Annotated in this window: 15 protein-coding genes; 8 read left to right on the forward strand and 7 right to left on the reverse strand. The window is 66.6% G+C overall.

The window, feature by feature from the left end; genetic code table 11:
- Window positions 1–39 precede the first annotated feature (39 nt).
- The 3 genes from NS6_RS27300 (at window position 40) to NS6_RS27310 (ending at window position 2,804) form a co-directional block, all read left to right on the forward strand.
- A complete protein-coding gene (locus NS6_RS27300) occupies window positions 40–1,038 on the forward strand; it encodes an acyl-CoA dehydrogenase family protein (RefSeq protein ID WP_068047489.1) in 999 nt (332 codons plus the stop codon).
- A 141-nt stretch (window positions 1,039–1,179) separates the two neighbouring features.
- Complete coding sequence (locus NS6_RS27305) at window positions 1,180–1,968, forward strand: enoyl-CoA hydratase (protein ID WP_068047778.1); 789 nt, start codon at window positions 1,180–1,182, stop codon at window positions 1,966–1,968.
- Window positions 1,969–2,252: 284 nt separating this feature from the next.
- Entirely contained in the window at window positions 2,253–2,804 is a 552-nt protein-coding gene (locus NS6_RS27310; protein WP_068047492.1) for an MTB12 C-terminal domain-containing protein, read from the forward strand.
- A gap of 18 nt (window positions 2,805–2,822) precedes the next feature.
- On the opposite strand, the gene NS6_RS27315 is transcribed toward NS6_RS27310, so the two are convergent.
- The 7 genes from NS6_RS27315 to NS6_RS27345 form a co-directional block, all read right to left on the reverse strand.
- Window positions 2,823–3,668, reverse strand: coding sequence for an acyl-CoA dehydrogenase family protein (locus tag NS6_RS27315; RefSeq protein WP_157112983.1), 846 nt, complete (start codon window positions 3,666–3,668; stop codon window positions 2,823–2,825).
- 51 nt (window positions 3,669–3,719) lie between these two features.
- Window positions 3,720–4,835 carry an acyl-CoA dehydrogenase family protein gene (locus NS6_RS27320; RefSeq protein WP_157112968.1) on the reverse strand — a complete coding sequence of 372 codons (1,116 nt, stop codon included), beginning with the start codon at window positions 4,833–4,835 and terminating at the stop codon, window positions 3,720–3,722.
- 146 nt (window positions 4,836–4,981) lie between these two features.
- Window positions 4,982–5,398 (reverse strand): nuclear transport factor 2 family protein, encoded by a 417-nt coding sequence (locus tag NS6_RS27325; protein WP_068047499.1) that lies wholly within the window; start codon window positions 5,396–5,398, stop codon window positions 4,982–4,984.
- Entirely contained in the window at window positions 5,382–6,596 is a 1,215-nt protein-coding gene (locus NS6_RS27330; protein ID WP_068047503.1) for a metal-dependent hydrolase family protein, read from the reverse strand. Before NS6_RS27330 ends, NS6_RS27325 begins: the two co-directional genes overlap by 17 nt.
- A gap of 2 nt (window positions 6,597–6,598) precedes the next feature.
- Window positions 6,599–6,940 (reverse strand): hypothetical protein, encoded by a 342-nt coding sequence (locus NS6_RS27335; protein WP_068047506.1) that lies wholly within the window; start codon window positions 6,938–6,940, stop codon window positions 6,599–6,601.
- Window positions 6,930–8,192: an aromatic ring-hydroxylating oxygenase subunit alpha gene (locus tag NS6_RS27340; protein WP_068047509.1), complete on the reverse strand. Its 1,263-nt coding sequence runs from the start codon at window positions 8,190–8,192 to the stop codon at window positions 6,930–6,932. The genes NS6_RS27335 and NS6_RS27340 overlap by 11 nt, the downstream gene beginning before the upstream one ends.
- Window positions 8,193–8,196: 4 nt before the next feature.
- Window positions 8,197–8,727 (reverse strand): carboxymuconolactone decarboxylase family protein, encoded by a 531-nt coding sequence (locus NS6_RS27345; RefSeq protein WP_068047512.1) that lies wholly within the window; start codon window positions 8,725–8,727, stop codon window positions 8,197–8,199.
- A 346-nt stretch (window positions 8,728–9,073) separates the two neighbouring features.
- Here NS6_RS27345 and NS6_RS27350 point away from each other — a divergent pair, with 346 nt between their 5' ends.
- From NS6_RS27350 to NS6_RS27370, 5 genes are read left to right on the forward strand one after another with little or no spacing between them, the layout of a single operon-like run.
- Window positions 9,074–10,438, forward strand: a complete 1,365-nt coding sequence (locus tag NS6_RS27350) for an ABC transporter substrate-binding protein (protein WP_068047515.1) — start codon at window positions 9,074–9,076, stop codon at window positions 10,436–10,438.
- 6 nt (window positions 10,439–10,444) lie between these two features.
- Complete coding sequence (locus NS6_RS27355) at window positions 10,445–12,571, forward strand: branched-chain amino acid ABC transporter permease (RefSeq protein WP_068047518.1); 2,127 nt, start codon at window positions 10,445–10,447, stop codon at window positions 12,569–12,571.
- Entirely contained in the window at window positions 12,549–13,262 is a 714-nt protein-coding gene (locus NS6_RS27360; protein WP_068047520.1) for an ABC transporter ATP-binding protein, read from the forward strand. Before NS6_RS27355 ends, NS6_RS27360 begins: the two co-directional genes overlap by 23 nt.
- Window positions 13,259–13,966, forward strand: a complete 708-nt coding sequence (locus NS6_RS27365; protein WP_068047523.1) for an ABC transporter ATP-binding protein — start codon at window positions 13,259–13,261, stop codon at window positions 13,964–13,966. Before NS6_RS27360 ends, NS6_RS27365 begins: the two co-directional genes overlap by 4 nt.
- The gene (locus tag NS6_RS27370) at window positions 13,963–14,340 is read left to right on the forward strand and encodes a hypothetical protein (protein ID WP_068047526.1); all 378 of its coding nucleotides are present in this window, start codon (window positions 13,963–13,965) and stop codon (window positions 14,338–14,340) included. The genes NS6_RS27365 and NS6_RS27370 overlap by 4 nt, the downstream gene beginning before the upstream one ends.
- The last annotated feature ends 111 nt before the right edge of the window (window positions 14,341–14,451 follow it).

Genomic DNA, 14,451 nt, shown 5'->3' on the forward strand with positions numbered 1-14,451 from the left:
TGAATGTAACGCAACCCCGCCCAACAGGAGGCAGCCCGGATGCTCTTCGAGTTCGATGCCGACCAGCGGCTGCTGCGCGATACGGTCCGCGAGGTCGCCACCAAGGAATGCCCCGCCTCGGTGATCAGGGAGATCGTGGACGCTGGGGCCGATCCGGGCCGGTTGTGGAAAACCTATGTCGAACTCGGCTGGACCGAACTCGTGGAGCCGGAAGCGACCGTGGAGCTCGGGATCGTGCTCGAGGGGCTGGGCCGGGCGACCGACCCGACGCCCTACCTCGCCACGATGACCCAGTTCACCCCGCTGGCGGGTGCTTTCGGCACCCCCGAAGGAACCGGCGCCGCGATCTTCGACGGCGTCACGGCGGTTCGCGACGGTGCAGGGTGGCTGCTGCACGGGACCGCTCGCCAGGTTCTCGACGGCGACCGCTGCGACAGGCTCGCAGTGGTCACGACGGCCGGGGTGTTCGTCGTTCCCGCACATACCGTCACCACCCGGCGCGTCGAGGTTTTCGATCCGGTACTGCACATCGCGGAAATCACCGTCGACGGGGTGCGGGTCACCGATGCCGACCGCACCGGTGCAGACCCCGAACGCGCCCGGCAACTGGCGCTGACCGGTCTCGCACTGACGACCGTGGGCGCCTGCCAGCGCATCCTCGATCTGGTCCTCGACCACGTGCGTACCCGCCGGCAATTCGATACCGCCATCGGGGCGTTCCAGGCGGTTCAGCACAAGGCCGCCGATATGCACCTGGCCGTCGAACGGGCGCGAGCCCTAGGGTACTTCGCGGCCCTCTGCCTGGCAGAGGACGATCCGCGCCGCAAGATGGCGGCGGCGATGGCCAAGGCGTCGGCAGGGGAGTGTCAGTCGGTGGTGTTCCGGCACGGTGTGCAGCTGTTCGGTGCCATGGGATTCACCTGGGAGAACGATCTGCAGTTCGCGATCAAACGGGCCAAGGCCGGCGAACTGCTGTTCGGCGGTGCGGCCGGACATCGGGCGGTGGTGGCACACGAATTTCTCGCGGGCCACCGCTGACCCGCGACATCATGAGAGCGCGCGCCCGGATGCCGGTCGTCGGCGCGGCCGGGTGGCCCAGCAGGCAGCCGGATGGCGCAGAAAACGGAATACGAGCACCGGGTGCGCGCCCGGTGCACCCCGGAACCGAGGAGCACTGTTTTGTCTTATATCGACTATTCCGTCGCCGATAAGATCGCGACGATCACGCTGAACCGGCCCGAAGCGGCGAATGCCCAGAATTCTGCGTTGCTGGACGAATTGGATGCTGCGTGGACTCGTGCCGCCGACGACGACGATGCCGTGGTGATCGTCTTGAATGCGGCCGGAAAACATTTCTCGGCGGGGCACGACCTCAAAGACGACAGCTGGCCCAAACCGGAAAAGATCACCCTCGACTGGATCTACCGGACCGAGAGCCGCCGGTATCTGGAATACACACTGCGGTGGCGTAATGTGCCCAAACCCTCGATCGCGGCCGTCCAGGGCCGCTGTATCGCCGGCGGGCTCATGCTGTGCTGGCCGTGCGATCTGATCGTCGCCGCGGACAATGCGCTGTTCTCCGACCCGGTGGCGATGATGGGGATCGGTGGCGTCGAATATCACGGCCATACCTGGGAACTCGGTCACCGCAAGGCCAAGGAGATCCTGTTCACCGGCCGTCCGGTAACGGCGCAGGAGGCCGAACAGGCCGGGATGGTCAATATGGTGGTGCCGCTGGCGGAGTTACCGGCCAAGACCACGGAACTCGCGGGCCAGATCGCGAAGATGCCGCCGTTCGGTTTGCGCCAGGCCAAGCGGGCGGTGAACCAGACAATGGATGTGCAGGGCTTCTACGCTGCGATCCAATCGGTATTCGATATCCATTCGACCGGACACGGGAACGCACTGAGTGTGAGTGGTTACCCGATCCTGGTGGATCTGGACCAGATGAAGACGAATATGAAGTAGTGAAGTGGGGCCCTCGAGGGAATGGCGGCCGACCCGCGCGCCCAGGGGACGAGAGTGACCGTGTCGGCTGTGGAGGTCGCCGCCGGCAAGACCGCCGACGTGACCTACACCCTGCTGCTGGGCGGAACACGAGTGCCACCTGGGCGGCGATTTAACCGGATAATAGCCCGGTAAAATCGACGAAACCGGCTTTGGGTGAGGTGGTGTCGGGCTAAGCTCCCCGCGGCATCCGTAGAACATGGTTTCCATGGGCGCCGATCATCACTCTCCAGAAAGACGAACCGATGTCACGAAGACACCGGGTAGCGCGAACTGCCGCTGCCTGTGGAATCGCGCTCTCGCTGAGCGCGATCACGGGCTGCGGCAATTTCTTCGGGCCCGACAACTGTTATGTCCTACCGGCGACGGAGGCGCCCGCCACCGAAGTCTCCGCCGGAAGCCCCGGGGCGGCGAACCCCGGAGCGGGCGTCGCCATCTCGGACTCGCCGGCCGCCGCTGCCGCCGCGATAACCGGTGTCTACCAAGCGTTCTTCGCGCCCGCGACCGCCACCGAGGATCGGATGGCGCTGGTAGAACGCGGGACGGATTTCGACACCGAGATCGCCGGGATGGCGAACCATATCCGCACTGCGCTCACCACGGTGGAGATCGCCGATGTGGTGGTACTCGACCCGGCCCACGCCGAATTGCGATTCACCTTGAATATCTCCGGTAATCCGGTGGTGAGCAACCAGATCGGCCATGCAGTGCGGGAGCCGAACGGCTGGAAGATCTCCGCCACCACGATGTGCGGCCTTGTCACGATTTCGGGGGGAATGTCGCAGGCCTGCGCATAGCGAGCGCTGCATCTGCGGCTAGAGCTGCGCCAGCCGGGGGGCGTAGCCGAGCTCGCGCAGCGTCGCCCCGGCCTCACGGGTGAGATCGCGGGAGCTGCCGAGCAATCCGTCCAGCACCAGGACCCGCCGGTAATGGTGGTGGAATTCGTGCTCGGCGGTGAAACCGATCCCGCCCAGCACCTGCTGGCAGTGGCGCGCGGTCACCAGCGCCGCGCGACCGGCGGCGGCCTTCGCGAGCGCGGCGGCGAGGCTGTCGTACTGCTGCGGTACGGCGGACTCGGGATGGGCCCGATGGTGCGCATCGGACGGTCCCACCGCCAGTGCTGCCTCGGCGCCTTCGATGGCGACCAGGGTTTCGGCCAGCCGGTGCCGGATGGCCTGGAAACCCGCGACCGGTTTGCCGAACTGCACCCGCTCGAGCGCGTGGCGGCGAGCCAGCGCGAGCATGGCACGCGCCGAGCCGGTCAGCCACCAGGCCAGTGCGCGGCGCGCCTGGGCGAGTGGAACAGGTTCGGCGGCAGGAGATTCGGTGGGCCGACCGACGGTGATCAGCGGCAGTTCGGGGTCGAGGAGGACGACCGGCCCGTTTTGCTGGGCCTCGTCCGGGGTGCCGCCATGGGCGGGGCCGGTATCGTCTCGCCAGAGCACCCAGCGGCCGCCGGTGAACGGCAGCGGTATCGATTCGCCGAACGGGTGGCCTGCCGCATGCGCCAGCACATCGTTGATCAACGGTGCGTGGGCCCCGGCCTCGCCGAGTAGCCGGAAGGCGAGGGGCACGGCGATATCGGCGCTGTCGGTGAGCAGCTCGTACCAGCCGAGGTCACGCAGCGCCGAATGGAGTTCGGCACCGGTGGCCGCGGCCATTGTTCCGCGCAGCGTATCGGTGAGCAGAATCTGTTCGGCGGCGTCCACCACTCACTCCTTTCCCAGGTCGAGCAGGCGGCGGGCAATGATGTTGCGCTGGATCTCGGCGGTGCCGCCGTAGATGGTCGCCGCGCGGGAGTACAGGAATTCCGGACGCCATCCGGAATCGGCGAGTTCGATTTCGCCGGGCAGCAGATCGCGGGCGGTATCGAAGAGCTGTTGTTCGGCGGTGGCCAGCAGCACTTTGTCGATCGAGGTGTCCGGGCCCAATGCGGCCCCGCCCCCCAGGCGCTGCTGGGTGCCGCGCGACCGGCAGCGCACGGTGTGCAACGCCAGATAGGCGGCGCCGAGAGCGGTGTCGTCTGCCTCCGCGGTCTGGTCGAGGAGGCGGTCGAGCCGGGTGAACAGATGCGCTATCCGATGCCAGAAACAGGTGGACCGCTCGTAGGGCAGCAGATCCATCGCGACCCGCCAGCCGTCGCCGGGCCGGCCCAGCATCCGCGATTCGCCGATCACCACATCGTCGAAGTACACCTCGGCGAATTCGTCGACCCCGTGCATGGTGCGCAGCGGCCGGACAGTGATCCCCGGGGAGTCCATATCGACGAAGAACGCGGTGATTCCGTCGTGGCCCGGACCGGTGCGGGTCAGCAGGACACAGCGGGACGCGAACTGCGCGAGGCTGGTCCATACCTTCTGCCCGTTGATCACCCACCGGTCGCCGCGTTGTTCGGCGCGGGTCCGCAAAGAGGCCAGGTCCGAGCCCGAACCCGGCTCGGAGAAACCCTGGCACCACTGTTCACTACCGTCCAGCAGTCGTGGCACCATTTCGGCGGCCAGCTCCGGGCGGGCATAGGAGATCATGGTGGGGGCCAGCACCTCCACCATGGAGTAGATCCCCGGCTCGGCCAGGCCACGGCTCGCGACCTCTTCACCGAGCACCGCCCGCAGCAGCGCCGGACCGCCCAGCCCGCCGACTGCCTCGGGCCACCCGTAACGCATCCAACCGGCCTCGAACAGCGCCCGCCGGACCCGGCCCAGCTGCGCGACCTGCGCGTCGAAACCGGGTGCGGGCCCGGGGGAGAGGTTGTTCTCGTCGAGCCAGGCGCGCACCCGAGTCCGGAACTCCCCGACCTCCGCTACCGCCTCCGGGCCTGACTCGCTCATGCTGTGTCGATCGGGCATGGGCGAGGGCCCTGCGTGGTGACGCTTCGCTACCGCCTCCGGGCCTGACTCGCTCATGCTGTGTCGATCGGGCATGGGCGAGGGCCCTGCGTGGTGACGCTTCGCTACCGCCTCCGGGCCTGACTCGCTCATGCCGAGGGCCGCTCGAAGGCGTGTGGGATACCGGAATCGTGGATACCGCTGCGCCGGATGAAGGTCATCGCGCGGGTGGCCAGGCGCCAGCCCCGGTCGGTGCGCCGGTAGGTGTCGGTGTAGTACCCGATCCGCATATCGTGGGTCGACTGCTCCACGAAACACAGCGGCTGCGTGCCGGTGCCGGTATCGCCGTCCAGTTCGATCAGCGGGGTCCCGGTGAGGAACAGGCCCTTCGGCGCGGCGTCGACGAGTTCGGGGAACACGTCGAGGGTGTAGGTGTCGCCGAACGCGCTGTAGCTGCCGTCGGGAGTGAATACGCCGACCAGGCCGTCGATATCGCCCTTGGTGATGGTCACCGCGTAGCGGGCGAGCAGCTGCTGGATTTCGATCAGGTCATCGTGTGCTGCCATAGACCTTTCCGCCTTTCATCACGAACCGCACCTGCTGGGTGACGGTGATATCGGCCAGCGGATCACCGGGTACCCCGATCACATCCGCCAGCAGGCCCTCGGCGAGCCGGCCGCGGTCGGAGACCTGGATGAGCTCGGCGGCGACGACCGTCGCCGCCCGCAGCACCGACAGCGGATCGAGTCCCCGCTCGACCAGAGCCACCAGCTCGTCGGCATTGCGGCCGTGTGGGATCGCCGGCGCGTCGGTGCCTACGGCGATCTTCACCCCCGCGTCGAAGGCGGCTTTCACCGATGTCCGGGCGCGCGGGAACATTTCGGCCGCCTTGGCCTGGAGTTCCGGTGCCGCCTTGGAGACATCCATGGCATCGGCCAAGCGTGTGGTCGGCACCATATAGGTGCCTTCCCGGACCATGAGGGCGATGGCTTCGTCGTCGATCAGGAAACCGTGTTCGATACAGTCGATTCCGGCCCCGACCGCTTCTTTCACCGCCTCCGCGCCGTGGGTGTGCGCGGCCACCCGCATGCCGCGGCGATGCGCCTCGTCCACGATCGCCCGCAGTTCCTCGGTCGAATAATGCTGTGCGCCCGGCGCTCCCGTCATCGACATCACGCCACCGGAGACACAGACCTTGATCAGCTGGGCGCCGTGTTTGATCTGGTACCGCACCGCTTTGCGTACCTCGTCGACACCGTTGGCGATGCCTTCTTCGAGGGTCAGCTTCAGCACATCGGGGGCGAAGGCCGAGAACATTGTGGGGTCCAGATGTCCGCCGGTGGGGGTGATGGCATGGCCGGCCGGCACGATGCGCGGACCGTCGATCCAGCCGGCATCTATCGCCTTTCCCAGCGCGACATCCAGCAGATATCCGCCGGTTTTGACGAACAACCCGAGGTTGCGCACGGTGGTGAACCCCGCACGCAGCGTGCGCCGGGCATTTCCGACCGCGCGCAGCATCCGCAGCGGCGGGTCGTCCTGTACCGAGGAACTCAGTCCGGTTTCGCCCCGTCCGCCCATCAGGAGGTTCACTTCCATATCCATCAACCCCGGCAGCAGGACGAGATCGCCGAGGTCGATGATCTCGCCCTCCGGTTCGCCGCCGACGCCGACGATCCGGTCCCCTTCGATGCGCAGGATGCCGGGCCGGACGATTTCGCCGGAGTCCACATCGAGCAGCCCGGCGGCCCGCAGTGTCAACATGGCTACACCACCGGTTCGCGCACGATGTCCAGGTAGGCCGCGCCGCTGTCGGGCACCCGCGGCTGTTTCCAGACCTCTACCGGGAACGATGCCATCACCAGCGACTGCATCAGGTGGAACAGGTTGCGGGCGTCGTCGGGCAGGTCGTCGAGGTCGTACCGGTCGCAGTAGGCGATGGCATCCTCGAGCCGCGCCATAGCGGCGTCGTAGAAGTCCTGCATCTCCGGCATCGTGGAGGCCAGCCGTTTGGCGTACCGCTCGGGTTCGGTGGGCAGGATCCAGTCCGCGAATTGCGCCAGATCGGCGAATTCGGTGGGCAACGCTGTCGTGTCCTCAGTTGCCATTGCGGTATTCCTCGACTTTCTTCTGCGCGGTCTTGTGCAGGTGGCGGAGCAGGATCTCCTGGTCGTTGAGCGGGAAATCGGTCACCGTGCGGGTCGCGATCATCGTCTGGGTCGCCTCGAGGGTGTTCGCGTCCTGCAGCGCGTATTCCTTGAAGGTCACGCCGGCCAGCTCCTGGGCCAGCCGCTCCCGAGCCGTTTTCGCCGGCACGAAATACAGGTTGGCCTCGAAGATGTGCCTGTCCACGGCGGTCGGCCAGTAGTGGTAAGTGAGGTACCAGCCCGGCGCCCAGAACAGCAGCGAGAAGTTCGGCCAGATCTCGAATTCATCCACCCCCCAGGCCCGGTGGCCGGCCGGGTTGATCCCCACGGGCAGCGGGTCCAGGCCGTCGATATCGGGGCGGTCCCACGGTCCGAACAGTCCGCTGCGCAGGATGCGCTCGATCGGTTTGACCATGTTCAGGTCCTTGGGCGGCGCCATCCCGCCCCACGACGAGATCATCGAATGCGGCGGCTGCAATTCGTAGTGCAGGGCCTCGTAGCCGTAACCGGCGAGCTTGTCGGCCTCGTCCTTGACCGCCTGCTTCATATGCAGGATCGGCGCGTGATAGAACTCGGCGAACGCGTCGATGAACAGTTTCCAGTTGCTGCCGACCTCGGCCTTGTAACTGAACACCTCGGTCATCTCGTGGAACGGATAACCCTCCAGCCCCTTGATCATCGGGCCGAGGAAGGTGGTCAGCGGTTCGGCGTCCTGATCGAGGTTGATGAAGATGAACCCCTCCCACACCTCGCACCGCACGTCCTTGAGCCCGTAGTCGGCGCGGTCCAGGCCGAAGAATTCCTTCTCCTGCTGGACGAAGGTCAGTTCGCCCTCGAGGCTGTAGCGCCAGGCGTGGTACTTGCAGGTGAACTGTTTGCAGAAGCCCGAGGTCTCCTCGTTGGGGTAATCGTCCCAGACGAGTTTGTTGCCGCGGTGGCGGCAGACGTTGTGGTAGGCGTGGATCTCGTTGTCGTTACCGCGCACGATGATCAGCGAGGTGCCGGCGGCGGAGAGTTCCTTGGTGAAGTAACTCCCCTTGCGCGGCAGCCGTTCCACGCGGCCGACATTGAGCCAGGTCTTCTTGAAGATCGCCTCGCGCTCGTCCTCATAGAACTGCGGATCGATGGAATCGGAGTAGTCGACAGGCTCGGTGCCCAGATCCGGGTAGTGTTCGGTCCAGCTACCCGCCGCCGGTTTGTTGAAGTGTGCCAAGGGATTACCTCTCGTACTCGGATCGTGTGCCGAAGGTGTTGAAGGCCGCGGCAAGTGTGTTGTAGGTGCCGATGGTGAAGATCAGGTCCATCCGCTGGTGTTCGTCGAGATGCGCGCACAGTCCGTCCCAGGTGGCGTCGGACAGGTTCGATTTCTCCTCGAGTTCGTCGACGGTGCGCAGGATCAGCTGATCGACCGCGTCGGCGGCCTCGCCCCGGGCGACCCCGGCGATCTCGTCGTCGGTGATTCCCTCCGTGCGCGCGGCTTCGCGATGGTGGTTCCACTCGTAGACACAGTCCCGCAGGTGCGCGACGCGCAGGATGGCGATCTCGCGCAGCCGGGCCGGGAGCGGTGACCGGAACAGTAGGTGGACGTTCAGAGTGAGGAACGCCTTGGTCAGCGCGGGGTGCCGGGCGAGTGTCGACAGGGCGTTGCTCGCCGACTCCGGGTTGCGCAACCTACGCGGCAGCATGACCCGCAGCGCGTCGTCGACGTCCTCGTCCCACCGGTCCGCGGGTAGCGGTGGTACTCGCATCGCGCCTCCTCTCGATGAGAATGATATTCTCGCTTTCGGATAACAGGTTTCCATGAGCCGACCGGATAGTCAACGTGAAGGTGTATCGACAGGTGGTGAGGCTGTCGTCGTGACCTTTGCGGCCGACCGGGTCGCGGCAGGTGTGGTCGCCCGCAGTGAGGTGTACCCGAAAAATAGGATATTGATTCTCGATAAGTGAGAAGCTAGTTTTCATTCACCGAGAGCTGGGTACGGCGGTCAATCGGCCAGGGTGTCCGACTCGAACTCGGTGTACGGGCGGGTCGCTCGCCCGATCACGATCGGCTGACCGATGGGGGTCAGCTCAGAAAGGACCATCGTGAGACCGATGAGAACAGCCACCGTCCTGATAGCGGTGGCGTTACTCGCCACCGCCGGCTGCTCAGGCCGCAGTGGCAGCGAAACCGAGAGTCCCTCCTCCGGTGACAAGGTCGTGGCCGATTTCGGCGACCTGGCCGGTGTCTGCGGCGAGGGTGACGCCTCGGGCTCGCCCACCCAGGGTGTTACCGACAGCGAGATCACCGCCGGTGTCTTCACCGATGTCGGCTACTCCAAGAACCCCGAATTCGTCGATGCCGCGACAGTGTTCACCTCCTGGTGCAACGCGGCCGGTGGTATCAACGGTCGCACGATCACCACCGAAATCCACGATTCGAAGGTGATGGCGGTCCGGCAGAAGATGGTGGAAGCCTGCCGCACCGATTTCGCGCTCGTCGGCGGCGGCGCGGGACTGGACGGGCTCGGCGTGAAGGAACGGCTGGAATGCACCCTGCCGGACTTTCCCGCACAGATCTCCCAGCAGCCCAATCTCGGCACGGACCTGCAGGTGATCGCCTCGCAGAGCACCTACGCCCACTACGACCCCTACAACGCATCCCGTCAGTGGCTGACCAAAGAGGCGTATCCGGAATCGGCCGGGGCGATCGGGATCATCAACGGCGACTCGCCGGTGACCAAGGTGCTCGGCGACAAGGCCGTCGAATCGCTGAACGCGATGGGCGCGAAGGTGGTCTACAACCAGCTGTATCCGGTGGGCGGGGTGACCGACTGGACACCCTACGCACAGGCGATCAAGAACAGCGGGGTGCGTGGCCTCATATTCATCGGTGAGGACGGGCCGCTGGCCAAACTCGAGGAGAAACTGACCTCGATGGATTACAAGCTCGACTGGATCGACCCCACCAACAACGCTTTCCGGCCCGATTACATCGAACTGCTGGGACGCTCGGCGAGCTTCCAGAACAATATCGTCGATCTCGGCGGGGTGGTGCCGCCGCAGCTGGCCGGCGAATCGCCCGCCGTGCAGCAGTTGCAGAAGCTGTACGAGCAGTACGCGCCGGACGCGGTGATCAGTCTGCCCGCGATCCGCGCGTTCTCGGCCTGGCTGCTGTTCGCGAAAGCCGCGAGTGCCTGCGGCTCCGAACTCACCCGCACCTGCGTGGTGGATACGGCGAAGAAGGAGACCGAATGGACCGGTGGCGGGCTGCACAGCCCGAACGATCTGGCCGCAGAAGACCCCGCGCCCAACTGCTTCAACGTCATGCAGGCCACACCCGAGGGCTGGACGGCACCCGAGTTCGGTGCGAACGAGGGCCTGTTCCGCTGCGGTACCCCGCCCTACCGGTACACCGGTGACTACGGCGAGCCGATGACGCTCGCCGATGTCGGCAAGACCATGGCGGACGTCGAGTAACCGACCATGGATCAATTCCTCGCTTTCGGGATCGTCGGGCTGAGCACCGCGGCCGTCTACGCCGTGATCGGCAGCGGCCTGGTGCTCACCCATACGACCACCGGAATCTTCAATTTCGCGCACGGCGCGGCCGGGATGATGGCCGCCTTCTCCTACTGGCAGCTCACGGCCGGCTGGGGTGTACCCGTACCGGTCGCCCTGGCGATCGTGCTGCTGGTGCTGGCACCGCTGTCCGGGCTACTCGTCGAACGAGCACTGCGGGCCGTGCAGGGATTGGGTGACGCGGAAAAACTGGTGATGACGGTCGCGCTGCTCAGCGGCCTCATCGCCACCGCGCGCTGGATCTGGGATCCGATGCAAGCGCGCACGCTACCCACCTTCTTCGCCGATGCCGAACCGATCCGGCTCGGTGCCGCTACCGTCACCTGGCATCAGGCATTGACCATGCTGGTGGCGATCGCGGTCGCAGTGGTGCTGCGGGTGCTGCTGTTCAACACCCGGACGGGTGCGGAAATGCGGGCCACCGTCGACGACCGGGCCCTGGCCGGGCTCACCGGCGCCGATCCGGTCCGCGCCAACCGGGTCGCCTGGATCCTGGGTATCGAATTGGCCGCGGTGGGCGGCATTCTCATCGCGCCCACGGTGTCACTGGACGCGTCCACGCTGTCGCTGCTGATCGTCAGCGCCTACACCGCGGCGATCTTCGGGCGGTTGCGCAGCCTGCCCATGACCTTCCTCGGCGCGATCGTGGTGGGTCTGATGGAGAGCTATCTGACCGGGTATCTGCCGCAGAACGAATACCTGCCGGGCCTGCGGCTCGCCGCACCGGCGCTGCTGTTGTTCGCGGCGCTGCTGTTGTTCCCGCACGGGCGGTTACGCGGCCGCGACCGCAGACTGAGCCCGGTGCCCACACCGTCGCGTAGCGGTGCGGTGTTCTTCGCGGTGGTGATCGTGATCCTCGGTTCGATCGTCGCCACCACGCTCGGGGAAAGCGATCTGATCGCCTACGGGCCGATGTTCGCCTTCGGTGTCATCGCCTTGTCGTTCGTACCGCTGTCCGGGTACGCCGGTCAGATATCGCTGTGCCAGCTGAGCATGGCGGGTATCGGGGCGATCGCCTACGGGCAACTCGCACCGGACGGCGAACTGTGGGGTCTGCTCGCGGCTGTCGCGATCGCGGCGCTGGCGGGTACCTTGATTGCGCTTCCGGCACTACGCCTTTCGGGTGTGTATCTGGCGCTGGGAACCGCGGCATTCGCAGTGGTGCTCGATCGGTGGATCTTCACCCTCCCGTCCTTCGACATCGCGGGTGTGGAGATCTCGTTCTTCGATCAGGGTTCGGTGGAGGTGTTCGGGCCGAACCTGTTCGGGCTGCGCCTCGATACCGCCCAGAGCATCACCATATTCGCGGCGGTCTGCCTGGCGGTGGCCACGCTCGGTGTGGCCGCCTTGCGGCGCGGCCGGTTCGGCCGCCGGCTCATCGCGTTACGCGACAGCGAAGCCGCCTACGCCACACTCGGCGGTAACCTGCTGCGAGCCAAGGTGGCGGTTTTCGCGTTGAGCGCCGGCCTGGCCGGGCTCGGTGGTGCGCTGTTCGGGATGCAGATGGGCTCGGTCACCCCCGAACAGTTCAATTTCGTGGCCGGTCTGCCGCTCTTCCTGGTGGCCGTGTTCGCCGGGCTCGGCGCGCTGGGCAACGGCCTGTTCGTGGGCGTCGCGCTCTACGGGCCGATGCTCGCGATTCCGGTGCTGTTCCCCTCGACCGAGAACCTCATCCACGTCCTTCCGGCGCTGGCCGGTATCGCCTTCGGCGGCGGTGTGGTGAGCCACGGTGCGGTCGCCCGTATCCGGGAGGGATTCGAGGCGGCGATCCGCAACCGGGTGACCCTGGTGCTGATGGTCGCCGTACCGGTGGCGCTGTGGCTGGTGCGGCTGGCCGGAGTGATCGACGGCTGGATGTTCTTCTGGGGCTCGCTGCTCGCGGTGTTCGCGATCCGCATCCTGGCGAACAACCGCGAACAGCGCGCCGCCGCCGGAGAACCGGATGTGGCTGTCGAATGGTGGGGCGTGAAACGGCCGTGGCGGCCCGAGGACAAGGAGGTGCTCGATCATGCCATCACTGCTGGACGTTAGCGATATCACCGTCACCTTCGGCGGCCGGCGCGCCCTCGACGGCGCCGGATTACAGGCCGAAGCGGGCGCGGTCACCGGATTGATCGGGCCGAACGGAGCCGGGAAGAGCACGCTGTTCGACGTGATCTGCGGATTGCGCCGGCCCGCGGGCGGTCGGGTCCTGTTGGCGGGCCGCGATATCACCCGGCTCGACCCGGCGCGCCGGGCCCGGCGCGGAATGGCGCGAACCTTCCAGCGGCTGGAACTCTTCGGCCGTCTCTCGGTGCGCGACAACCTGCTCGTCGCCGCGGAACTCGGCCCGCGGCGACGCCAGGCGGAGAAGGTCGTCGACGGGATCGTCGAGCGGTTGGGTCTCGGTGACCGCGCCGGTGATCTGGCCGATTCGCTGCCCACCGGGCTGGCGCGGCTGGTCGAGGTCGGTCGCGCTCTTGCGGTACGGCCCACCCTGCTGCTGCTCGACGAGCCCGCGGCCGGACAGGACAGTGCGGAAACGGATCGATTCGCCGAACTGCTGCGTTCGGTGGCCGCGGACGGTACCGCGGTGGTGCTGGTCGAACACGATATGGGTCTGGTGATGAGCGTTTGTGACCAGGTTTATGTCCTCGACCTCGGCAGTGTGATCGCCGGCGGACCACCCGAGGTGATCCGCCGCGACGAACAGGTCCTGGCGGCGTATCTGGGGGACTCGTGACCGCACTCCTCGAATTGACCGCAATCCGCGCCGCCTACGACGCGATCACCGTCCTGCACGGTGTCGACCTGAGTGTGCGGGCCGGGGAAGTGGTCGCGCTGCTGGGACCCAACGGCGCCGGAAAAACCACCACGCTGAAGGTGGCGGCCGGGGTGCATCCGATCGCCGACGGCGAACTCCGGCTCGGCGGGCGCACAGTCAACGGAGCCGACCCGCGCGACCTCGCCCGCGCCGGTGTCTGCCTGATCCCCGAGGGCCGGGGCATCTTCCCCAACCTCACCGTCCGCGACAACCTGCTGATGATGTCGTTCACCGGCCGCCCGGTCGCCGAGATCGAAGATATCGCGTTCGCGCGGTTTCCGATCCTGGCGCAGCGGGCCGGGCAGACCGCGGGCACGCTCTCCGGCGGCGAACAGCAGATGCTGGCATTGGCCCGCGGCCTGGTCACCGACCCGGCCGTGCTGCTGCTCGACGAACTGTCGATGGGACTCGCGCCGCTGGTCGTGGGACGGCTCTACGAACAGGTCGCCGAAATCGCCCGCCAGGGTGTGGCGGTACTGATCGTCGAGCAGTTCGCCGCCGCGGTACTCGATATCGCCGATACCGCCGCGGTACTGGTCCGCGGCCGCATCGAACATCAGGGCCCGCCCGATCTCGGGCTCCGTAATCAATTGGCCACTCTCTATCTAGGAAGTCCCTCATGACCGAATCCACACGCGCGGACCGCTTCGTCGCCGAACTCGCGGAGCTGAAGATCCCCGACCCCGCTGCGGGCCGCGGTGGTCTGTGGCTGCGGGTCGGTGTCGCCCTGCTCATCCTGGGCCCGGTGGTGATCGTGCTCGGCTATCTGATGTCCAACAACACCTCCGACGCACTGGTGCAGCGCGACGCGATCATCATCGCCCTGGCCGGTGTCGCGGTGAGCATCGTGGGCGCGACGCTGTTCCTGCGATATTCGCTGACCGGGGTGCTGCGGTACTGGATGGCGCGGCAGTCGTATGACCTGGCCCAGCTCGCCGGCCGTCTGCCCGGTGGGCCGGGCCAGGAACTCGGGGAGGTCGCAGTGCCACAGCGGTGAACACCGGCGGTGGTGCCTGCCCGGTCCGGCGGCGATGAACCTACGCCAGGTGGGTCGATGTGAATGACGGCGGTGGCCTGCTCGAATGCGAACAGGCGCTCCCCGGCCGCA

The organism is Nocardia speluncae NBRC 108251 (assembly GCF_001613245.1).
Lineage (GTDB): Bacteria > Actinomycetota > Actinomycetes > Mycobacteriales > Mycobacteriaceae > Nocardia > Nocardia speluncae.